The organism is Nonomuraea diastatica, from assembly GCF_004349015.1.
Taxonomy (GTDB): Bacteria; Actinomycetota; Actinomycetes; order Streptosporangiales; family Streptosporangiaceae; genus Nonomuraea; species Nonomuraea diastatica.
In genome coordinates this window covers 40,756-62,062 of the sequence record NZ_SMKP01000007.1, presented here as the reverse complement: position 1 = coordinate 62,062, position 21,307 = coordinate 40,756, and the positions used below count along the sequence as shown (strand labels likewise).

Annotated in this window: 21 protein-coding genes; 10 read left to right on the top strand and 11 right to left on the bottom strand. The window is 70.3% G+C overall.

Going from position 1 to position 21,307, the window contains the following annotated elements; all coding sequences use genetic code 11:
• Positions 1-15: 15 nt before the first annotated feature.
• From E1294_RS03860 to E1294_RS03850, 3 genes are all read right to left on the bottom strand, one after another.
• Entirely contained in the window at positions 16-2,301 is a 2,286-nt protein-coding gene (locus E1294_RS03860) for a TIM-barrel domain-containing protein (protein ID WP_132504505.1), read from the bottom strand.
• A gap of 136 nt (positions 2,302-2,437) precedes the next feature.
• Positions 2,438-3,265 (bottom strand): alpha/beta fold hydrolase, encoded by an 828-nt coding sequence (locus E1294_RS03855; protein ID WP_132504503.1) that lies wholly within the window; start codon positions 3,263-3,265, stop codon positions 2,438-2,440.
• 157 nt (positions 3,266-3,422) lie between these two features.
• Positions 3,423-4,811, bottom strand: coding sequence for an NAD(P)H-quinone dehydrogenase (locus E1294_RS03850; protein ID WP_132504501.1), 1,389 nt, complete (start codon positions 4,809-4,811; stop codon positions 3,423-3,425).
• Between the two features lie 143 nt (positions 4,812-4,954).
• On the opposite strand from E1294_RS03850, the gene E1294_RS03845 reads away from it, so the two are divergent.
• On the top strand, positions 4,955-5,446 hold the full coding sequence (locus E1294_RS03845; protein WP_281284360.1) for a gamma-glutamylcyclotransferase family protein: 492 nt from the start codon (positions 4,955-4,957) through the stop codon (positions 5,444-5,446).
• Here E1294_RS03845 and E1294_RS03840 read toward each other — a convergent pair.
• Positions 5,443-6,747, bottom strand: a complete 1,305-nt coding sequence (locus E1294_RS03840; protein ID WP_246082792.1) for an MFS transporter — start codon at positions 6,745-6,747, stop codon at positions 5,443-5,445. The genes E1294_RS03845 and E1294_RS03840 overlap by 4 nt on opposite strands.
• A 110-nt stretch (positions 6,748-6,857) precedes the next feature.
• On the opposite strand from E1294_RS03840, the gene E1294_RS03835 reads away from it, so the two are divergent.
• From E1294_RS03835 to E1294_RS52380, 5 genes are all read left to right on the top strand, one after another.
• Positions 6,858-7,850: an Lrp/AsnC family transcriptional regulator gene (locus E1294_RS03835; RefSeq protein WP_132504497.1), complete on the top strand. Its 993-nt coding sequence runs from the start codon at positions 6,858-6,860 to the stop codon at positions 7,848-7,850.
• On the top strand, positions 7,847-9,151 hold the full coding sequence (locus tag E1294_RS03830; protein WP_132504495.1) for a M20/M25/M40 family metallo-hydrolase: 1,305 nt from the start codon (positions 7,847-7,849) through the stop codon (positions 9,149-9,151). The genes E1294_RS03835 and E1294_RS03830 overlap by 4 nt, the downstream gene beginning before the upstream one ends.
• A 3-nt stretch (positions 9,152-9,154) precedes the next feature.
• Positions 9,155-9,958, top strand: coding sequence for a purine-nucleoside phosphorylase (locus E1294_RS03825; RefSeq protein WP_132504493.1), 804 nt, complete (start codon positions 9,155-9,157; stop codon positions 9,956-9,958).
• On the top strand, positions 9,955-11,583 hold the full coding sequence (locus tag E1294_RS03820) for a phospho-sugar mutase (protein WP_132504491.1): 1,629 nt from the start codon (positions 9,955-9,957) through the stop codon (positions 11,581-11,583). The genes E1294_RS03825 and E1294_RS03820 overlap by 4 nt, the downstream gene beginning before the upstream one ends.
• Before the next feature lie 523 nt (positions 11,584-12,106).
• Positions 12,107-12,283: a hypothetical protein gene (locus E1294_RS52380; protein ID WP_165977066.1), complete on the top strand. Its 177-nt coding sequence runs from the start codon at positions 12,107-12,109 to the stop codon at positions 12,281-12,283.
• Between the two features lie 71 nt (positions 12,284-12,354).
• Here E1294_RS52380 and E1294_RS03815 read toward each other — a convergent pair whose 3' ends face one another.
• The 3 genes from E1294_RS03815 to E1294_RS03805 are packed head-to-tail and all read right to left on the bottom strand — an operon-like array spanning position 12,355 to position 14,611.
• Positions 12,355-12,849, bottom strand: coding sequence for a GyrI-like domain-containing protein (locus E1294_RS03815; protein WP_132504489.1), 495 nt, complete (start codon positions 12,847-12,849; stop codon positions 12,355-12,357).
• Between the two features lie 17 nt (positions 12,850-12,866).
• The gene (locus E1294_RS03810; RefSeq protein WP_132504487.1) at positions 12,867-13,796 is read right to left on the bottom strand and encodes a sigma-70 family RNA polymerase sigma factor; all 930 of its coding nucleotides are present in this window, start codon (positions 13,794-13,796) and stop codon (positions 12,867-12,869) included.
• The gene (locus E1294_RS03805) at positions 13,793-14,611 is read right to left on the bottom strand and encodes a MerR family transcriptional regulator (RefSeq protein ID WP_132504485.1); all 819 of its coding nucleotides are present in this window, start codon (positions 14,609-14,611) and stop codon (positions 13,793-13,795) included. The genes E1294_RS03810 and E1294_RS03805 overlap by 4 nt, the downstream gene beginning before the upstream one ends.
• A gap of 103 nt (positions 14,612-14,714) precedes the next feature.
• On the opposite strand from E1294_RS03805, the gene E1294_RS03800 reads away from it, so the two are divergent.
• From E1294_RS03800 to E1294_RS03790, 3 genes are read left to right on the top strand one after another with little or no spacing between them, the layout of a single operon-like run.
• A complete protein-coding gene (locus tag E1294_RS03800) occupies positions 14,715-15,413 on the top strand; it encodes a TetR/AcrR family transcriptional regulator (RefSeq protein ID WP_132504483.1) in 699 nt (232 codons plus the stop codon).
• A complete protein-coding gene (locus E1294_RS03795) occupies positions 15,373-16,848 on the top strand; it encodes a class I adenylate-forming enzyme family protein (RefSeq protein ID WP_246082791.1) in 1,476 nt (491 codons plus the stop codon). Before E1294_RS03800 ends, E1294_RS03795 begins: the two co-directional genes overlap by 41 nt.
• Positions 16,845-17,600, top strand: coding sequence for an enoyl-CoA hydratase/isomerase family protein (locus E1294_RS03790; protein ID WP_132504481.1), 756 nt, complete (start codon positions 16,845-16,847; stop codon positions 17,598-17,600). The genes E1294_RS03795 and E1294_RS03790 overlap by 4 nt, the downstream gene beginning before the upstream one ends.
• Here the strand turns inward: E1294_RS03790 and E1294_RS03785 are convergent.
• The 3 genes from E1294_RS03785 to E1294_RS03775 are packed head-to-tail and all read right to left on the bottom strand — an operon-like array spanning position 17,597 to position 19,671.
• Positions 17,597-18,208 carry a PH domain-containing protein gene (locus E1294_RS03785; RefSeq protein ID WP_132504479.1) on the bottom strand — a complete coding sequence of 204 codons (612 nt, stop codon included), beginning with the start codon at positions 18,206-18,208 and terminating at the stop codon, positions 17,597-17,599. The two genes, E1294_RS03790 and E1294_RS03785, sit on opposite strands and share 4 nt — an antisense overlap.
• Positions 18,205-19,278 (bottom strand): adenosine deaminase, encoded by a 1,074-nt coding sequence (locus tag E1294_RS03780; protein ID WP_132504477.1) that lies wholly within the window; start codon positions 19,276-19,278, stop codon positions 18,205-18,207. The genes E1294_RS03785 and E1294_RS03780 overlap by 4 nt, the downstream gene beginning before the upstream one ends.
• A 42-nt stretch (positions 19,279-19,320) precedes the next feature.
• Complete coding sequence (locus E1294_RS03775) at positions 19,321-19,671, bottom strand: cupin domain-containing protein (RefSeq protein WP_132504475.1); 351 nt, start codon at positions 19,669-19,671, stop codon at positions 19,321-19,323.
• A gap of 25 nt (positions 19,672-19,696) precedes the next feature.
• On the opposite strand from E1294_RS03775, the gene E1294_RS03770 reads away from it, so the two are divergent.
• Complete coding sequence (locus E1294_RS03770) at positions 19,697-20,278, top strand: hypothetical protein (protein ID WP_132504473.1); 582 nt, start codon at positions 19,697-19,699, stop codon at positions 20,276-20,278.
• A gap of 171 nt (positions 20,279-20,449) precedes the next feature.
• Here E1294_RS03770 and E1294_RS03765 read toward each other — a convergent pair whose 3' ends face one another.
• A complete protein-coding gene (locus E1294_RS03765) occupies positions 20,450-21,061 on the bottom strand; it encodes an AMIN-like domain-containing (lipo)protein (protein ID WP_132504471.1) in 612 nt (203 codons plus the stop codon).
• Positions 21,062-21,307 lie beyond the last annotated feature (246 nt).

Sequence of the window (21,307 nt, the reverse complement as noted above, 5' to 3'; positions counted from 1 at the left end):
TCCCTCCAGGGGGTGTCACACGATGACGGTTCGCGCGGGGGCTCCGGGCACCGGGACGATCTCGGCCCCGGTGACCCGCTTCGGGCCGGTGACGGCGACGCGCAGCTCGTCGCCGTCCCTGGTGGCGACGGCGACCGTCACGCCGTCGGTGTCGTGGATCTCGGCGGTCCCGTCGACGCCCCCGAAGGCGAGGAGGGTGATCTCCGCCGGCACGCCGATCGTGTCCTCCGGCTCGGCGACCGGGATGAGCGCTCCGTGGCGGACGAACAGGGGGAACTGGTCGAGCGGCTTGCCCACCCGGACGTGGCGGGAGCCCTCCAGCACGTCGCCCGTCCAGTAGTCGATCCACGTGCCGCGCGGCAGGTAGACCTGCCGGACTCCCTCGGGCGCGATCATGGGGGCGACCAGGAGGTCACGGCCGAGCAGATATTCCAGGTCGGCCTGCCAGGCCACCGGGTCGTCCGGATGGTCCACGCACAGCGCCCGCATCATCGGCGCGCCCGTGCGCGCGGCCTCGACGGCCGCCGAATAGAGGTAGGGCATCAGCCGGTAGCGCAGCCTCAGCGCCGCCACCGCCTGCTCCTCCACCTCGGGGAACTCCCAGGGCTCGCGGGTGGTGGTGCCGTGCAGGCGCAGCAGCGGGGAGAGCGCGCCGAACTGGGTCCAGCGCACGTACAGGTCGTCGGACGGGCGGCCGGTGAAGCCGCCGGCGTCGTGGCTCCAGAACGGCACGCCCGACAGGCCGTGCGCGAGCCCGCCCCTGATCGTGCTGCCCATGGCGGCGTAGCTGGTGTACGTGTCGCCGCCCCATTGGGCGCTGTGGCGCTGCCCCCCGAGGTACGACGAGCGTGCCCACACCAGGTCGTGGCCGTGGACCTCGCGGGTGACGGCGGCGACCGCGTCGTTGAACAGCAGGGTGTAGACGTTGTGCAGGTCGGTGCCGGTCATCCCGTTGGCGGCGATCGCGTCGCTGGGCACGCCCTCGGCGAAGTCGGTCTTGAACGCCGCGACGCCCTGGCGCAGCAGCCCGCGCAGCAGGCCCGTGAACCATTCGACGGCCGCGGGGTCGGTGAAGTCGACGATGCCGCAGGGCGGGAAGGAGCCGTGCCAGCAGTCGGCGACGTAGACCTCGCCCTCACGATTCTTCAGGAAATATCCGGCTTCAGCGGCTTCCTCGAAGGCGGGGCTCAGATGGGAGACGTACGGGTTCATCCAGAGACAGACCTTGAACCCCATCCCGTCCAGCTCGGCCAGCATTCCCTCCGGGTCGGGGAAGTTCACCGGATCCCACCGCAGGTCCGACCAGTGCCCGTCGGCCTGCCAGTACGTGTCCAGGTGCAGCACGTCGCACGGGATGCCGCGCTCCCTGATCGTGCGCGCCCTGGCCAGCACCCGCTCCTGGCTGTCCACGCAGAACCCGGAGGAGATCCAGGTGCCGAACGCCCATTTCGGCGGCAGCGCGGGCCGGCAGGTCAGCCGGTCGTAACGGTCCAGCACGTCAGCGGGTCCCGGTCCGGCGATCACGTAGTAGTCCATCACGTCGTCGGGCACCAGGATCTGCACGACGCTGTGCGTCGACTGGCACACGTCGAACTCCACGGGCGCCCCGCTGTCGACGAGCACGGCATACCCCTTGCTCGACAGATAGAGGGGGACGTTCTTGTACGCCCGCTGCGACTCGGCGCCGAAGGCGTCGAAGTTCCACATGACCGGCCGCTGGCCGCGTTTGTCCAGCCGGGTGAACGACTCGCCGAACCCGGCGAACGCTTCGTCGGGCGCGGCGGCGAAGCTCTCGTGGTAGGCCACGGGGGTGCCGCCGGTGGCGGAGCGGCCGAACGGCAGCGTACGGAGCCTGCCGCTGATGTCGATGTGCCCGCGGTCCTGCTCAAGCAGCGTGGCACCGGAGGCGTCGGTGAAGCGCAGGTGCCACGGCGCGAGGCTGATCTCGGCGCGCAGGGAGCCCGCGTCGAGCACGATGGGCTCGCCCGGCGCCACCTCGGCCCTGGCCTCCGGATACCTGCCGGGTGCCACCAGGGAGATCGCCCTTTCCGAGCGGGGCCTGGCGGTCGCGTCCTCCGACAACCGCACCCGGATGACGCCCTCCCCCGCCACGCCCACCTGGACGACCAGGGTCTCCTCCGCCGAGGTGACCGCCTTCAGCATCACCTCGGCGCCGTCGGCCGCGACCAGCTCGGCGGCGGTCAGCGCCGAAAGTCCGCCCTCGCCTCGCGCGCGGACCGGCAGCTCGGGCGGGTCCGCCACGAAGTACTCGTGGGCGACCAGCGGGGGGCGATAGGGCATGGAGGCTCCTTCGAAACGGCTGCGCCAACTCGTGAATTAGTTTGCTGTCCATACCAACAAACGTCAACGGTCAGCGGCCTAGGGAACCACGCCGGGGCGCCCCCGCTCAGGAGCGCAGGATCGACCGGATCGCGGATCAGCCGCGCAGGAACTCCAGCAGATCGCCGTTGAACCGCTCCTTCTGGCCCGGGACGAGGGCGATGCCGTGGGAGCCGCCTTCGTAGACCTTGTACGAGCAGTTCTCGATGATCTGTGAGGACTTGTCGCCGGCCGCCGCGATCGGCACGATCTGATCGTCGTCTCCGTGGACGACCAGGGTCGGGATGTCGAACTTCTTGAGGTCCTCGGTGAAGTCGGTGGAGGAGAACGCGTCCACGCAGAGCACCCCCGCCTGGATGTTCTCGGCCATGCCCATGAGCCAGAAGGCGTCCTTGTTGCCCTGCGTCACCTTGTTGCCCGGGCGGTTGGCGCCGAAGAAGGCCTCCGCGCTGTCGCGCCAGAACTGCGAGCGCTCGGCGAGGATGCCGGCCTTGAGATCGTCGAACACCTGCTGCGGCGTCCCCTCGGGGTTGGCGTCGGTCTTGAGCATCAGCGGCGGGATCGCCGACAGCAGCACCGCCTTGCGCAGGCGGGACGTCCCGTGCCTGCCGACGTAACGGGCCAGCTCGCCGCCGCCCATCGAGTGGGCCACCAGCGTGACGTCGTTGAGGTCGAGCGCGGTGATGAGGTCGTTCAGGTCGTCGGCGAAGGTGTCGAAGTCGTAGCCGTCCCACGGCTGGCTGGAGCGGCCGTGCCCGCGCCGGTCGTGCGCGATCGCCCGGAAACCGTTGTCGGCCACCAGCTTCATCTGGTCGTGCCAGGCGTCGGCGTTGAGCGGCCAGCCGTGCGAGAAGACGACCGGCGGGCCACTGCCCCAGTCGTAGAAGAAGATCTGCGTGCCGTCGCGTGTGGCTACGTAAGGCATGGTGCTCCCCCGTCGATGGTCGGGCCGATGGAATGCCGGTGCGCGTGCACCCCGCGCACGGGGGCACCTCACCCGCGAACGTGCCATACCGCAGTTCGCCGTCGGGTTAAGGCCAAGGCCGGGTCTACGGGTCTTTGCCGCAGGAAACGGAGGGGTCCTAGATGGCGACGCCCGGCTGCATGAGGCGGCGGGCGGCCTCGGTGATGGAGCCCGACATCGAGGGGTAGACCGCGAACGTGTGCGCGAGCTGGTCAACGGTGAGCCGCTGCTGCACGGCCACCGACACCGCCAGGATCAGCTCGGACGCGCCCGGCGCCACCACCACGCCGCCCAGCACGATCGCGGTGTGCGGGCGGCAGAACACCTTGACGAACCCGTCGTTGAAGCCCTGCATCTTGGCCCGCGCGTTGGTGGCGAGCGGCAGCTTGACCACGCTGGCCTCGACCTCGCCGGCCTCGATCGCGCGCTGCGCGACCCCGACCGCCGCGATCTCCGGGTCGGTGAAGATGTTGGAGGCCACGGTGGACAACCGCAGCGGCTGCACGGCCTCGCCGAGCGCGTGCCAGACCGCGATGCGCCCCTGCATGGCGGCGACCGAGGCCAGCATGAGCACGCCCGTGCAGTCGCCGGCGGCGTAGACGCCCGGCGCGGACGTGCGGGAGACCTTGTCGACCTTGACGAAGCCGCCCTCGTCGAGCTGGACCCCGGCCTCCTCCAGGCCGATGCCGGAGGTGTTGGGCACCATGCCGACGGTCATCAGCGCGTGCGAGCCCTCGGCCGTGCGGCCGTCCTCCAGCGTCACCACCACGCCGTCGTGGGTGCGCTTGACGGAGGCGGCACGCGAGCGGCCCATGACGTTCATGCCGCGCCGACGGTAGACCTCTTCGAGCACCTCGGCGCCGTCGGCGTCCTCGTTGGGCATCATCCGGTCACGGCTGGAGACCAGCGTGACCTCCGCCCCGAGCGAGCGGTAGGCGCCGGCGAACTCGGCGCCCGTCACGCCGGAGCCGATCACGATCAGGTGCTCGGGCAGCTCCTCCAGGTCGTAGAGCTGGCGCCAGGTGAGGATGCGCTCGCCGTCGGGCTCGGCGCCCGGCAACACGCGCGGGGTCGCGCCGGTGGCAACGAGCACGACGTCGGCCCTGATCGTACGGTCGCCCGCGCGCACCACCTGCGGGTCGACCAGCCGCCCGCGCGCCTTGATGATCTCGACGCCCTCGGCCTCCACCCGCGTGGCGATGTCGGCGGACTGCGCCTGGGCCAGCTCCTTGACGCGCTGGTTGACCAACGGCAGGTCGACGCCGACCACGCCCGCGTCACCGTCGGGGCCGCCGGAGAACGACACCCCCAGCGAAGGGGCGTCGAGCAGGGCCTGCTTGCGGACCGAGGTCGCGATCAGCGTCTTGGACGGCACGCAGTCGGTCAGCACGCACGCTCCGCCCGGACCGTCCTGCTCGACCAGGGTGACCTGCGCGTCTAGCTGTGCGGCCACGAGTGCTGCTTCGTAGCCGCCTGGTCCGCCACCGATGATCGCGATCCTCGTCACGTCTCCCATTGTCCCGTACGCGGTGGGGCAGGCGGCAACCGGGCCACGCCACCCTGATCCGGATGGATCGACTCCGGCGGGCGGCGTGGCAGGATGGCGCGGTAGCTGGATGACGAAGCAGCACCCGGCGAGAGGGGTGGATCGTGGCGTGGCTTTCGAATCCTTCGGGCAAGTCCAATGACCTCAGGCTCTATGCCGCCTACGGCACCAACATGGACCCGGAGCAGATGGCCATGCGTGCCCCCCACTCCCCCATCTGGGGGGTCGGCTGGCTGCCCGGCTGGCGCCTGACGTTCGGCGGGATGGACCTCGCCTGGGAGGGCGCCGTCGCCACGATCGTCGAAGACCCCGACGAGCACGTGTTCGTCGTGCTCTACGACGTGCCCGAGTGGGAGGAGACCTCCCTCGACCAGTGGGAGGGCGCGGTCCGCGGGCGCTACCACAAGGTACGGCTGCGGGTGCAGACCCTCGATGGCGAGGTCGTGGCCTGGTTCTACGTGCTCGACGGCTATGAGGGCGGCCTGCCCTCGGCCCGCTACCTCGGCAGCCTGGCCGAGGCGGCCGAGCGGGCGGGCGCCCCCGACGACTACGTCAAGGAGCTGCGGGAGCGCCCCTGCACCTCGGTCGGCGGTTAGCGCAGCGGCTGGTCCTTGGTCTCCGGCAACACGAAGATGTAGACCAGCGTCGAGACCAGCGCCAGCCCCGACATGTACCACGGGAAGAGCCCGGGGTTGCCCATCTCCTGCATCGCGGTGCCGATCAGCGGGGCGGTGCCGCCGAAGAGCGCCACGGTCAGCGAATAGGGGAAGCCCGCGCCGGCCGCCCGCACCCTGGTCGGGAAGAGCTCCGAGTTCACCGCCGCCGAGATCGAGGTGAAGCAGCCCAGGAAGACCATGCCGATGAGCTGCACGGTCAGCAGGCTGCCGAACGAGTCGGTCAGCAGGCTCAGCAGCGGCACGGGCAGGAGGACGAACCCGAGCCCGAACGTGATCAACATCGGCCTGCGCCCGATCCGGTCCGACAACATGCCGAGCAGCGGCTGCAGGATCATGAAGAAGACCAGCGAGATCGTGCCGATCTGGAGCGAGTCGGCCTCGTCGAAGTCCACGGTGATCTGCGCGTACGTCGGCAGGAACGTGGTCCAGGTGTAGTAGGCGACGGTGCCGGCGATCGTGATGCCCACGATGGTGGCGGCCGACCTCGGGTGGAGCCTGAGGAACTCGAACATCTTCTGCCGTTCGGCCCTGCCCTGCCTGACCTCCTCCGCCACGGCCGAGGTCTCGTCGGCGCCCTTGCGGATCCACAGGCCCACGAGACTGAGCACGGCGCCCACGAAGAACGGGATGCGCCAGCCCCACGCGTCCATGTCGGCCTTGATCAACGTGCTGGCCAGCACCGCCGCGAGCCCTGAGGCCAGCAACTGGCCGATGGTGGTGCTGACGTACTGGAAGCTCGAGAACAGGCCGCGGCGGCGGGGCGGGGCCGACTCCACGAGGAACGTGGTCGCGGCGGCGAACTCCCCGCCCACCGACAGGCCCTGGATGAGCCTGGCCACGACCAGGATGATCGGCGCCAGCACGCCGACGGCCGTATAGGTGGGGGTCAGGCCGACGAGCAGCGAGCCCACGCCCATCAGCACGATCGTGCCCGTCATCGCGAGCTTGCGGCCATACCTGTCGGCGAACGCGCCGACCAGCAGGCCGCCCAGCGGGCGCATGAAGAACCCGACGGCGAACACCGCGAACGAGCTCAGCAGCGGGACGAGGCTATTGCTGGAGCCCTCGGGGAAGATCTGGCTGGAGAAGTAGACCGCGAGGAAGCTGTAGGCGTACCAGTCGTACCACTCGACGACGTTGCCGATGCTGGCCGCCGTGAGCTGGCGGAGGCGGCTCTTGGGGATGCCGAGTGGTGACTGCGTGGTGGGGGAGGTCGCCACGGATGGCTCCTTTGCTGACAAGTGCGGTGATGGCCTACTGTGCATGGGACGACCGAAACAGTCAATTATCTAGGGATTTATTTACATACCCGACAATGAGATGGTTGTAGGTGGATGTTCTCGACCGGCGTCTGGTCGCCGCGTTGCAAGTCAGCCCTCGCGCCTCGTGGGGCGAGCTCGGCAGGGCCGTGGGCGAGCACGAACGCACCGTCGCCCGGAGGCTCCAGCGGCTCATCGCCGAGGGGATCGTGCGGGTCACGGCCATCTACGACGACCTGCGCACCGGACACGGCCGCCCCGTCCACCTGCACGTCCAGGTGCGTCCCGGCACCGCGGGCAAGGTCGCGCAGGCACTGGCCGACCGGCCTGACACGCGCTCGGTCTACTCGCTGACCGGCGCCGCCGACCTCGGCAGCGAGCTGGTCTCCCCGTCCCGCGAGGACCTGCACCACATCGTCTCCTCGCAGATCAGCGACATCGACGGCGTCGTGCAGACGCAGACCCAGGTCGTCCTCCACACGTTCACGACCGTCGCGGAATGGCACGCGCCCTACCTCACCGAGCAGGAGGTGGCCGAGCTCCGGCCCCCGCCGCCGCCGGAGTGCCTGCCCGACGAGGACGGCTTGTCGCCGCTGGAGGAGGAGATCGCCCAGCTGCTCACCCACGACGGCAGGATCGCCTTCACCGCGGTCGCCGAGCGGCTCGACATCTCCGTGCCGACCGCCCGCCGGCGCGTCACCTCGCTGCTCGAACGGCGGCTGCTGCTGCCGCGGGCGGAGGTCGAGCCCGCGCTGCTCGGCCTGGAGATCGAGGCCATGCTCTGGCTGAAGGTCCGCCCGCACGGGCTCGACCTGGTGGGCCGGCGACTGGCCGCGCACCAGAACGTACGTTACTGCGCCGCCACCACAGGCACCCATTCCCTCATCGTGCAGGTGGTGGCGGCCCACGAGGCCGACCTCTACCGTTTCCTGACCGGCGTCGTCGGCCGGCACGACGAGATCACCGACATCGACCTCACCCTCATCACCCGCGCTCACAAGCGTGGCCACCTGCTCAAGTCCGGACTGCTCACGCTGGATCACCGTTGGGAGAAAACGCCATGACACCTGCCGAGAAGGAAGTCGCCGACCTCTGCGTGGAGCTGATCCGCGTCGACAGCAGCAACTACGGGGACGGCAGCGGGCCCGGCGAGCGCGCCGCGGCCGAGGTCGTCATGGCCAGGCTGGCCGAGGTCGGGATCGAGTCCACCTACGTCGAGAGCGAGCCGGGCCGCGGCAACGTCGTCACCCGCGTCGAGGGCACCGACCCGTCCCTGCCCGCCCTGCTCGTGCACGGACACCTGGACGTCGTGCCCGCCAACGCCGCCGACTGGTCGGTCGACCCGTTCGCGGGCGAGGTGCGCGACGGCTACATCTGGGGCCGCGGCGCGGTGGACATGAAGGACATGGACGCGATGATGCTGGCGGTGTTGCGCCAGATGAAGCGCGAAGGGCGCAGGCCGCGCCGCGACATCGTCTTCGCCTGGCTGGCCGACGAGGAGGCCGGCGGCGTGTACGGCGCCAAATACCTCACGGCCAACAACCCAGAGCTCTTCGAAGGGGTCACCGAGTCGATCAGCGAGGTCGGCGGCTATTCCCTGGAGGTCGATCCGTCGTTGCGGCTCTACCTCATCGAGACGGCCCAGAAGGGCCTGGCCTGGATGAGGCTGACCGCCGACGGCACCGCGGGCCACGGCTCCATGCTCAACGACGACAACGCCGTCACCGAGATCGCGAGGGCGGTCGCCAGGATCGGCGAGCATGACTGGCCGCTCACCTACACGCCCACGGTCCGCCGGTTCCTCACCGAGGTCGCCGACGCCTACGGCATCCCGTTCGACGAGAACGACCCGCAGGCGATCCTGGACAGCATCGGGCCGCTGGTGCGCTTCGTCGGGGCGACGCTGAGGCACACCACCAACCCCACCCAGCTCGACGCCGGCTACAAGTCGAACGTGATCCCCGGCCAGGCCACGGCCGTGGTCGACGGGCGGTTCCTGCCGGGGTTCGAGGAGGAGTTCTTCAAGACCGTCGACTCGCTGCTCGGGCCGAAGGTGCGGCGCGACTTCGTGCACCACGACATCGCTCTGGAGACCTCGTTCGACGGCGCGCTGGTCGAGTCGATGGTCGCGGCGCTGAAGGCCGAGGACCCGGCGGCGCGGGCGATCCCCTACTGCATGTCGGGCGGCACCGACAACAAGACCTTCTTCGCCGACCTGGGCGTGCGCGGCTTCGGGTTCGTGCCGCTGCGGCTGCCGGCGGACATGGACTTCGCGTCGATGTTCCACGGCGTGGACGAGCGGGTGCCGGTGGATGCGCTGCACTTCGGCGTGCGGGTCCTGGACCGGTTCCTCCTAAACTACTGAAACGTGAGCGAAGACCCGTACACCCTGGCAGGCGAGGCCGCCGCGGCGCTTCGCGCCACCACCGGCCTCGACACCTTCGACGTGGCGCTCGTCATGGGGTCGGGGTGGGTGCCCGCCGCCGACGCGATCGGCGAGACGCTGAACGAGATCCCGTTCACCGGCCTGCCGGGGTTCCGAGCCCCCGCCGTGGCGGGCCACGGAGGCAGGATCCGCGTCGTCCGCACCTCCGCGGGGCGGCACGCGCTGGTGTTCCTCGGGCGCACGCACCTCTACGAAGGGCTCGGGGTCGACGCGGTGGTCCACGGCGTACGCACCGCGGCCGCGGCCGGGGTCCGCACGCTCGTGCTGACCAACGCGGCCGGCGGCCTGCGCCCGGAGACGCAGAACGTCGGCGACCCCGTCCTGATCAGCGACCACATCAACCTGACAGGGGCCAACGCGATCACCGGCACCACGTTCCTCGACCTCACCGAGGTCTACTCCCGCCGTCTGCGCGCGCTGGTCCGCGAGATCGACCCGACGCTGGCCGAAGGCGTCTACATCGCCTTCCGCGGCCCCACGTACGAAACGCCCGCCGAGATTCGCATGTGCCGCACGCTGGGCGGCGACATGATCGGCATGTCCACCGTGCTGGAGGCCGTCGCCGCCCGCGAGGCCGGTCTGGAGGTGCTCGGCATCTCCCTGGTCACCAACCCGGGGGCGGGTCTGTCCGGCGAGCCGCTCGACCACGAGGAGGTCCTGGAGGTCGGCCGGTCCACGGCGGCCCGCATGGGCGTGCTGCTGGCCAAGGTGGTGGACCGCCTTTGAACATTCTGCGCAAGGCGCGCGAGTGGCTGTCGCAGGATCCCGACCCCGACACCCGGGCCGAGCTCTCCCGCCTGATCGAGCGGGAAGATCTGGCCGCGCTGGAGGCCCGCTTCGGCGCCAAGCTGGAGTTCGGCACGGCGGGCCTGCGCGGCGAGCTCGGAGCAGGCCCCAACCGGATGAATCGCGTCACCGTCATGCGTGCCGCCGCCGGCCTGGCCGCGGTGCTCGGGCCCGGCAAGCACGTGGTCATCGGTTACGACGCTCGGCACAAATCCGACGTGTTCGCCCGCGACACGGCCGCCGTGCTGACGGGCGCCGGGGTGCACGCCTCGCTCATGCCCTGCCCGCTGCCCACCCCCGTGCTGGCCTTCGCCGTACGCCACCTCGGCGCGGATGCCGGTGTGGCGGTCACCGCCAGTCACAATCCGCCGCGCGACAACGGCTACAAGGTCTTCTGGGACGACGGCTCCCAGATCGTGCCGCCGATCGACCGTGAGATCTCGGCCGCCATCGATGCCGTCGGCCGCGTCGACCGGCTGCTGATCGACGGCCCTGGCACGCTGACGGAGCTGGGCGAGGGCATCGTCGACGACTACATCGCCGCCGTGACGTCGCTCCCGCTGGGCGACGCCCGCGACCTGAGGGTGGCCTACACGCCGCTGCACGGGGTGGGCGCGGCCACGCTGACGGGCGCGTTCCTGGCCGCCGGGTTCCCGTCGCCGCTGGCGGTCGAGGAGCAGCGCGCCCCCGATCCCGGCTTCCCCACGGTGCCCTTCCCCAACCCGGAGGAGCCGGGCGCGATGGACCTGGCCGTGGCGTTGGCCGCCGAGGTCGGCGCGGACCTGGTCGTGGCCAACGACCCCGACGCCGACCGGTGCGCGGTGGGGGTGCCCCTGCCCGGCGGCGGTTGCCGCATCCTGACCGGCGACGAGGTCGGGGGCCTGCTGGCCGAGCACGTCATCACGCACACGACGGGTGACCGGATGGTGGCCACCACCATCGTCTCCTCGACGCTGCTCGGCAAGATCGCGCGGGCGCACGGCGTTCGGTACGGCGAGACACTGACCGGCTTCAAATGGATCATCAAGTCGGGGCCGGGGCTCGTCTACGGCTATGAGGAGGCCATCGGCTACAGCGTCGGCAGCGACGCCGGCCTCCCGGTCTGGGACAAAGACGGCATCGGGGCGGCGCTGGCGGTGGCGGCCGTCGCGGCGACCGCCAAGCGCGACGGGCGTACGCTGCTGGACCTGCTCGACGACCAGGCCCGGCGCTACGGGCTGCACGCCACGGGGCAACTCTCCTTCCGGGTGTCCGACCTGTCGCTGATCGCCGGCGCCATGTCGCGGCTGCGCACCGCCCCGCCCGCGGCCCTCGGAGCGCGCGCGGTGCTGCGGGCGGACGACCTGGCCAGGGGTGACGGCGGCCTGCCGCCGACCGACGGGCTGCGTTACACGCTGGCGGGGGACGCCCGCGTGGTGGTGCGCCCCTCGGGCACGGAGCCCAAGCTCAAGTGTTACCTGGAGGTGGTCGTGCCGGTGTCGGGCGAGGTCGCCGAGACACGGGCCGGGACGGCCCGCGAACTGGACCTCCTGAAGAGGGAACTCACCGCCCTGCTCGACTTCTAACGATCGTTACTCTGCGTTATTCGTGCGAGACGGCTGCGTGATATTCGGGAGGCCCGCCCGCAGCCGACACGCCCATGTCATAAGTTTTACTCAAGCCGCCTCCACCCTTCCGGCGCGTCGATTGCAAAATAGCGCGCCGAAATTGACCTGCCGCTCGTCCGCCACAGCCGACATAGTTGCAGTACGTCTTCGACCGCCATTTCTCGCGCCGCCCGAGGCTTCTCATCCTCATCGGTTCGGGCATGTCCATGGAAACGATAAACCAGTACGACCGCCCGTTCTCCATGCGGGCATCGGAAATGGTGGTCAATCCGCTCACCGTCGCCGACGTGGAGGAGTGCCCGGCTCGTCGGTCCAGCGCGGCCTGCAGATCCGTAGGAGAAGCGCATGGTCACGGCGGAGATCCGCTGCCCGTCCGCCCCTCGAAAGAACGCCGCTACCACATCGCGGACACGCACCTGCGCTTCTGGCTGGCCTTCATCGAACGAGCCTGCCCCAGACCGATCGCGGCCGCGGCGACCTCGTGCTGCGGCAGATCGAACGCTCATGGAATCATGACCCGAGCGAGCTCATCGTCCACCGGTCCACGATGCCCGGAGCCGACTCCTCCACGCCGCTCTACGCCGTCTCCCGCAGCGGCTGCGAGGTGGAGGGCGTCACGCACGTCACGCCGGAGCACCTGGTCGACGTCTGGCGATGAAGCGTTGGTCCCGAGGCCCGCGAGGGTCGGTGGTTGAGACCGACAGCGGGTGTTGGTCTCAACCATGGGACCTACTCCGGCACCGCGAGACGGAACTGCAGGTCGGTGTCCCAGTTGTGCATGTCGGGCTCGACTCCTGGGTCCGTCTGGAAGAGCTCCAGGCGGCAACCCCAGTGCTCCGTCCCGTCCTTCTCCGTCATGTCCCAGGCGAGCCCCTGCTCCGCGGCCCACTTCAGCAGCGCGTCGATGACACCGAAGAGCTGGTCGGGGTGGCCGTGGTGGGACTCGGTGGCGTAGCGGCCGGCGGGCAGGGTGGCGGCGAGGATGTCGCCCTCGCCCTCCACCGGCACGGCCACCGGCACGCCCGCCTGCACCACCAGCCGGTCCTCCGGCATGTTGACGGCGTCGTACCTGAGGAAGGGCGCTCCGGCAGGGGTGTGGCCGCGTTCGGCGAGCCAGCCGATGATCTCACCGATACGGTCGGCGACGAGGCCGAAGGTGGTCATGGTGATGGTCCCGCGCACGCCGACGTACGGCCGCTCGGGGAATTCGACGATCTGTGGCATGTTCTGTTCCTCCTTCATCAGCCTGTACGGAGCGGCGCCGCGAAACTCATCGGCAGGCCGAAGAACGGGAACAGACCGGGATCCAGGTAGGTGGTCTCGCCCGCGATGCGGCCACCGGCGACGTCGAGGACGACCAGGGCGAACGGCTCGCCGTTCAGGTACTGGCCGAAGGCCGGGGAGCCGTTGGCCCTGGCCGGCAGCAGGCGGGAGCCGGCGCACGGGGCATCGCCGCTCGCGGCGGCCGCGGTCAGGACCGTGCGGATGTGCTCGCGCCCGCGCAGCCACCACGCGAACGGCGGCATCGACGACGTCGCGTCCTCGTGCAGCAGCGCCACCAGCGCGGTCACGTCGTACCGCTCGAACGCCGACACGTAGCGGGCCAGCAGGCTCTCGTCCACCGTCTCGTCGGCCTCCCCTGCCGGAGGGAGCTTGGCGCGGGCGCGCTGGAGCGTGCTGTTGACCGAGGCGACGGTGGTGGACAGCAGGGTGGCCGTCTCGGCGGCCGACCACTTGAGGACGTCGCGGAGGATGAGCACGGCGCGCTGCCGGGGCGGCAGGTGCTGGAGCGCCGCCACGAACGCCAGCCGGATCGTCTCCCGCGTTACCGCGAGCTCGGCCGGGTCGAGCACCCGGGCGTCCGGGACGGGCTGGACCCAGCGGCTCTCCGGGAGGGGCTCGCCCAGGGCGTCGCCGGGGGTGGCGGCGGGGCCCAGGTCCATGGCGCGGGCGCGGCGCTGCGGGCCCCTGAGCATGTCGAAGCAGACGTTCGTGGCCAGGTGGAACAACCACGGGCGCAGCCCGCCCCGAGCGGGATCGTACGTCCGCCAGGCCCTGACGAACGTCTCCTGCACCGCGTCCTCGGCCTCGAAGCCCGAGCCGAGCATGCGGTAGCAGTAGCCGGTCAGCGCCACCCGGTGGTGTTCGAGCTCTTCCTCGACGTCCGTCATCCGGCCGGAGCCACCTCCATCTGGAGCTCCGTCACCCATGCGTCCAGGTTTTCCGGGCAGTGCAGGGAGACCTCCCTGGCCAGGGCGAGCGAACGGTAGCCGTGCTCCTCGATCCAGTGTGCCAGGGTCTGGAACGTCTGCCCCACCGCCTCCATCGACCCGTGGTGGATGATCGTGGCCGCCGTCTCGATGGCCGGCAGGTCGACCACCTGGAAGTCGTGGTCGCCGGGCGCCGCCGACACCGGCAGGCAGGCGTGGACCATGACCGAGCCGTCGTCCTCCTCCTCGTAGTAGGCGACCCCCGGGCCCACGACCTGGACCGCGCTCTCCTCCACGCGGCGGCAGATCTCGGCGAAGAGGGGCTGGATGACCGGGCCGATGTCCTCGCCCTCGTAGCCGGCCGCCCTGGCGCTGAGCTCGGCGACCCTGATCGGGGCGACGCGCTTCAACACGACCTCCGCGCTCTCCATGTAGCCCTCCGTCTCGATCGTCCGCAGGCGTGCCTCGACGCTGCGCAGCCTGGCCAGGTCGGCGCTGATCCGGGCTTCGAGCTGGGCGCGGCGCATGCGTACCATGCCGTGCAGCTCCTCCTGGCTGACCTTCTCGTCGAGGATGGCTCTGACCTGCTCCAGCGTGAAGCCGAGGCCCTTGATCGCGACGATGCGGTTGAGCCGGGACAGTTGCGCGGCCTGGTAGGAGCGGTAGCCGGTGGCCTGGTCCACGTGCGCGGGGCGCAGCAGCCCGATCGCGTCATAGTGCCGCAACATGCGTACGGACACCAGCCCCAGCCTGGCGAACTCTCCGATGCTGAACATGACGTCTCCGGTCTAGGGCCTCACACGGTGTCAGAGTCAACCTATGGCGATTTTTCGGGAGTTGGGATAGCTTCCAGAGGCGACCGAACGTTCGGTAGGAGCCATGATCGCAGACCTCACGGACCCTGACGCCGACGCGCACGAGCGGATCAGGACGGCGGCGGTGCTGCTGTTCGCCCGGCAGGGTTACGCCGCGACGAGCATCAGGGACCTCGGCCGGGCCGTCAACATGACCAACGCCGGGATCTACCACCACGTGGCGAGCAAGGAGGGCCTGCTCGCCGACCTCATGCGCGTCGCCCAGCAGGGCCTGAACGACGCCACGGAACTCATGCTGGCCCCGGCCGGCGACCCCGCCGACCGGCTGGCCCTGCTGATCGGCTCGCTCACCGCCGTCCACGCCCGCAATCCCCTGACCACCCGCGTCATGGACGGCGAGCTGCGGTCCCTGACGCCGGGCTCGGCCGCCCACGACGAGATCATCGCCCTGCGCGACGCGTACGAGGCTCACTGGAAGCGCACGCTGGCCGACGGTGTCGCCGGGGGCACGTTCCGCGTCGCCGACCAGAGGCTGACCCGCCTCGCCCTGATGTCGATGTGCACCGGCACCAGCGAATGGTACCGCCCCGACGGGGACTCCACGCTGGAGCAGGTGTGCGCCGAGTTCGTCACGATCGGCCTGGCCGCCGTACGCGCCCCCGCCCAGGTCACGACAAGTCCTGACTTCTCCCTGCTGCCCGACTTTCCGTGGGAGCCGCCGGATGCACACAACGATCCCCGACCTGATGAGGCACGCCGCTAGAACGTACGGCAGGCGCGAGTTCCTCCGCTTCCCCGACACCTCGCTGACCTTCGACGCCGCGGACACACGGTCGGACCGCCTGGCCGCCGCCCTGATCGACCAGGGCGTGCGCCCGGGCGACCGGGTGGCGATCATGATGGACAACGTGCCGGAGTGGCCGCTGAGCTGGCTCGCGACCCTGAAGGCCGGGGCGATCGCCGTCCCGGTGAACGCCCGCTACCAGGCGGCCGACCTGGCTCACGTGCTCGACGACTCGGGCGCGGTGCTGACACTGACCACGGACGACCACGCCGCGATCAATCCGGGCCCGTGCCACGACCCGCGGACCCTGATCCGGCAGGCGGGCGACCGGAGCCCCCTGGTCACCGTCAAAGCCGATGATGTCGCCAATTTTCAGTACACGTCGGGCACCACGGGTTTCCCCAAAGCCTGCATGCTCACCCACGACTACTGGCTCAGGACCGCCCAGATCGTCGCCGACCAGGCACGTCTCCGCGACGACGACGTCGTGATAATCGCCCAGGCGTACTCGTACATGGACCCCCAATGGGTCACCGTGCTCTGCCTCGCCGGCGGCATCCCCCTCGTCGTGCTCCCCCGCTTCTCCGCCTCCGGCTTCTGGAACTCGGCCAGGGAACACGGCGCGACGCTCACGTACGTGCTCGGCACCATGCCCCTGCTGCTGCACAAGCAACCGCCCCACCCGCGTGACCGCGACAACCGTATGCGGCTCGTGCTCTGCTCGGGCATCCCGCCCGAGCTGCACCGCACGTTCGAGGAGCGCTGGGGCGCGCCATGGCGCGAGCTCTACGGCTCCACGGAGAGCGGCCCCGACCTGGTGGCGCCCGCCGACGCGGACGACACCGTCGGCACCGGCGCCATGGGTGTCGCGCCCCCGGGCAAGGAGGTCGCGCTCGACGACCGCGGCGAGATCCTGGTCAGGGGCGTGCCCATGATGAAGGGCTACTGGAACCATCCCGAGGCGACCGCGCACGCCTTCAGAGGCGGCTGGTACCACACGGGCGACCTGGGCATCCGCGACGACCACGGCTACCTCCACCACGCCGGGCGGCTGAAGGACATGGTGCGCAGGGGCGGCGAGAACATCTCGTGCGCCGAGGTCGAGCGCGTGCTCACCCAGCACCCGGCGGTCCTGCAGGCGGCCCTGGTGCCCATCCCCGACGACCTGTGGGGCGAACTGCCCAAGGCGTTCCTCCAGCTCCGCCCCGGTCACGCCCCCGACGCCCGTACTGCCATGGAGGTCATCGAACACGCCAGAGGCCGGCTGGCCCGCTTCAAGATCCCGGCGTACGTGGAGTTCGTCGAGTCGTTCACGCTCACCCCGTCGGCCCGTATAGAGAAACGCCACCTGCTCCTCCCCGAACGTGACCAGCGAGCCGCTCCCGCCATCCCCATCGGCAAGGAGAGATCATGATCGAAGTGACCGAACGCGACGAGGTGGCGCTGATCACCCTCGCCCGCCCCGCCAAGCTCAACGCCCTCACCTCCAGCATGCGCAGGGACCTCGCGGCGGCCGTACGCGGCCACGGCGACGGCAAGGGCGTCAAGGGCATCGTGGTCACCGGCACGGGCCGGGCGTTCTCCGCCGGAGAGGACATCCACCAGGCCGCAGGCCGTTCGCTGGTCGACGAGGTGGCGTCGTTCCACGACATGACCAGGGCCGTGCTGGAGACGCGCGTGCCGGTCGTGGCCGCGGTCAACGGCCTGGCCGTCGGCGGGGCCGCCGAGTGGACGCTCTGCTTCGACACGCGCATCGGCACCCCGGCGGCCGAGTATTTCCTGCCCGAGAACCACATCGGCCTGTCGGTCTCGAACGCCGCGAGCTACCTGCTTCCCCGCCTGGTGGGCGCACGGGCGCTGCGGCTGGTGCTCGACTCGACCCGCATGAGCGCGCAGGACGCCCTGGCCGCGGGCCTGCTGGACGAGATCGTCGCCCCGGAGGCGCTGCTCGACGCGGCGATCGCCCGCGTGCACCACTGGACCGCGCCAGGCACGGCCACCGCCGTGCACCTCGGGCTGCTGCGGCCGCCGACGCGCGAGGTCGAGCGGGCCTTCGAGGCGGAGACGGAGGCGGCCAGGCTCGTGGAGGAGGCGGGCATCGCCCAGGAGGGCATGACGAAGTTCATCGACCGCACGCGCCGGCCGCGCCGGGGCGCCCCCGGCTAGGCGACGACGATCGCGGCCACCACCAGGGCGATCGCGGCCACCAGCACGGCGATGGAGTCGTAGGACCAGGTGACCCGGGCCGGCGCCGCCTGCTCGTCACGGCGCCTGGCCGCCTCGGCGCGCTCGCGGATCTGGTCGCCCACCCAGTCGGCGTGGGTCTTGCCCGCGAACGCCTCGACCGCCGCCTGTTCGGACCTGGAGAGCGTCGGCTCGGTCTTGAAACGCCCGCGTTCCTGCCGGGGGGCCCCGCGCCGCTGCGCCTTGGCCCGCTCTCTGGCGCTGCTCATCGGCGTCCACAATCGCAGCACCCGCTCGTCGCCGTGGTGGACGTTGATGGAGTGGGAGACCGTGACGTCGTCGATGGAGGCCCACGGCAGGAACGTGGTGCGGAACGGGTTGCGCCCCACCAGGCCCTCCTCCGTGAACACGGTGGCGGGCCTGAGCGCGATGGAGTAGACCAGCGCCGTCAGCGCCCCCAGCACGGCCAGCGCCACCAGCGACGACTTGCCGGTGTAGTGGGCGATGAGGTCCCACACGTTGAACGCGACGAAGGCCAGCCACACCCACGCCAGCGCGAACGCGGTCTTGGAACGGTAGGACTCTTTCACGATTGCCACTTGAGCTGCGCGAACCCGGGTTTGATCACGCCGTTGATCAGTGCCAGCCGCTCGTCGAACGGGATGAACGCCGACTTCATCGCGTTGACCGTGAACCACTGCAGGTCGTCCCAGCCGTAGCCGAACGCCTCGACCAGCTTGTGGAACTCCTGCGACACGTTGGTCGAGCTCATCAGCCGGTTGTCGGTGTTGACCGTGACCCGGAAGTGCAGCCGCCGCAGCAGCCCGATGGGGTGCTCGGCGATCGACGCGGCGGCGCCGGTCTGCAGGTTGGAGGTCGGGCACATCTCCAGCGGGATGCGCTTGTCGCGCACGTAGGCGGCCAGCCGCCCCAGCTTGGCGGACTGGTCGCCGGCCACGGAGATGTCGTCGATGATGCGCACGCCGTGGCCGAGCCGGTCGGCGCCGCACCACTGGATGGCCTGCCAGATAGACGGCAGCCCGAACCCCTCGCCCGCGTGGATGGTGAAGTGGGCGTTCTCCCGCTGCAGGTATTCGAACGCGTCGAGATGCCGCGTGGGCGGGTAGCCGGCCTCGGCGCCCGCGATGTCGAAGCCCACGACGCCCACGTCGCGGTAGCGCACGGAGAGCTCGGCGATCTCCATGGAGCGCGCCTGGTGCCGCATGGCCGTCAGCAGGGTGCCGACGTGGATGTCACGCCCCTCCGAGCCCTGCCTGAACCCTTCGAGCACGGCCTCGACCACCTGGTCGAGGCTCAGCCCTCTGGAGGTGTGCTGTTCGGGCGCGAAGCGCACTTCGGCGTAGACCACCCCGTCGGCGGCCAGGTCCTGGGCGCACTCGGAGGCGACACGCACCAGCGACTCGCGCGTCTGCATGACCCCTACCGTGTGGTCGAACGTTTCGAGGTAGCGCTCGAGCGAGCCCGAGTCGGATGCCTCCTCGAACCACTGGCGCAGATTGGCGGGGTCGTGGGTGGGCAGCCGGCCGTAGTCGGTCTCCCGGGCCAGCTCGACGATCGTCTCGGCGCGGAGCCCGCCGTCGAGGTGATCGTGCAGCAACACCTTGGGAGCCCGCCGGATCTGGTCAAGCGTTGGGCTCATCAGGCCATGATAAGAGCACCGCCCGGCTTTCCGGGTTACGGCTCAGCCGCGGCCTGCCGACTCCGGGCTGAACGCGGGCAGGCACACGGCGATGTATTCAGCCCCGTCGGGGCCGGCGCTGTATCTGACCTTCTCCCCCGGCGTGGTCACCATCGACTGCCCCGCCTCGACCACGGTCGTGCCCTCCGCGTGCTCCACGATCACCGTGCCGCGCAGGACCACGGTGTACTCGGTGAACTCCGGCGTCTGAGCGGGCTCCTCCCAGCCGGCCGGCGCGACCATGCGGGCAATGGAGATCGCCTCGTCGCCACTGCTGACGCGACCCACATGCTCGTCAATGATCTTACCGCCGGGCACCGGAATGCGAGCGGGCCCCTCGATCTTCCTCACCATCACCCCAGGCTAGCTGTTCTGTCCCGTGAGGTTGGGTACGCGGCTGGTGGGTGGTTCGGCAGTCCGGGCACGCGCCGTTCTGTCGGCGGTCGCCCCTAAGGTGATCGCCATGGGAGTTCCATGGGGAATCGAGGAATACAGCAGCAAGTACGACCGGGACATGGTGCTGGAGGATTGGACGCCGTTCGCCGAGGCGGCGCTCAACATGCGTCGCTCGTTTGGGATCATGCACGGTGACGTGCGCGTCGAGTTCCGCAAGAGAAAACTGGCCGACGGCCGGTCCGAGGTGTACACGACCGAGACGCCCGCGCCCGCGGCCCGGGCGCAGATCGACCGGTTGTCAATGGGCGACGGCACCTACGACATGTTCGACCAGATCATGGATGGTTACGACATCTTCCTGCCCTGGACAAGCAAGGAGCGGAGTTGGACCGTCAAGACCCCGGACCGCGTATGGTACGTGACGACGCTGGACGTCCTGATCGGCACGACGTATCGTACGGACGACCTCGACGACGACCCCAGTCTTCAGAAACTGGCCGGAGAACTGTGCCGGGCGGGGGTCGTCGCGCAGAAGTACAAACTCGCAGTGGGCATTTCCTACTGAACAAATCCGGCGGAGTCGCCGTTGCCAGCCCCGTTATGATGTCCCCACCCATGTGCCGGACACCACGCCGCCCGACGGGCTTGCTCTCGTCCCTGGTGGCCGCATCCACCAGCCTCCCAATCGAACAACCTCGTGCGGTAAACGGGGCCAGCCGGTGCCCGGGGTCGCCGGTCAGTGGGCCACGTCGATGATCAGGCGGCTGGGTGCGCCCTGCTCCTGGATCTGGAACGCGGCCCGCCTGTCCAGCACCAGGCCGATGCCGACGCGGCCCTCGAAGTCGCCCGTCCTGACGACGTCGGTGAGGTTGCGCAGTTTCGCGTGGTAGATCGGGCCGCCCTCCCACGTGGGCGTGCCGTCCTCGTCGTGGGCGTTGGCGGGGAAGAGCGTGACGAGGAGGTACGCGCCACCGCGGATCTCGATCGGCCTGCCGGAGCCGTCCTCCACGAACGTGTCCACCCATCGCACGTTGTAGCCGGGTATCTTGCCGTCGAGGTCGATGACCACGCGGTCGTACGTCCTGTGCCCGGCGTACCGTACGCCCGTCACGATGGCGGGCTCGATGCCGTCGCGCCGGACGTCCACCTCGGCGGTGCTCGTCGGGACGTTGCGGCCAGGAGTGTCGCGGGCCGTGGCGGACGACCTGGTCGGGCCCGGCGATCCGGGCAGGGCGGTCTGCTGGGCCGGGCCGCAGGCGGTGAGCGCGGCGAGACAGGCCAGCGAGGCCAGCCAGGCCAGGGCGCGCGAGCGCGACGACCGGCGGCCGGGCGGGGATGGCGAGCGCATGCCCGGTAGATGCCCAGCCCCGCCTCGCCGCAAGCCGCGTTTCCGCAGACCGCGCCGCTCTCTCGGGCCTGCGGCCGGGCGAAACACGCAAAGGGCCCGCATCGCGCGGGGCCCTTCACGGCCGGGCCGTCTTGCGCGCCATGGCGCCCGCCACCCCGGCCCGGACACGTCCCGGCACAGGCACGTCCCGAGACGGAGCCGGGCGGGCGACCACCCGGAAGAACGTATGCAAATGCATGCACCGAA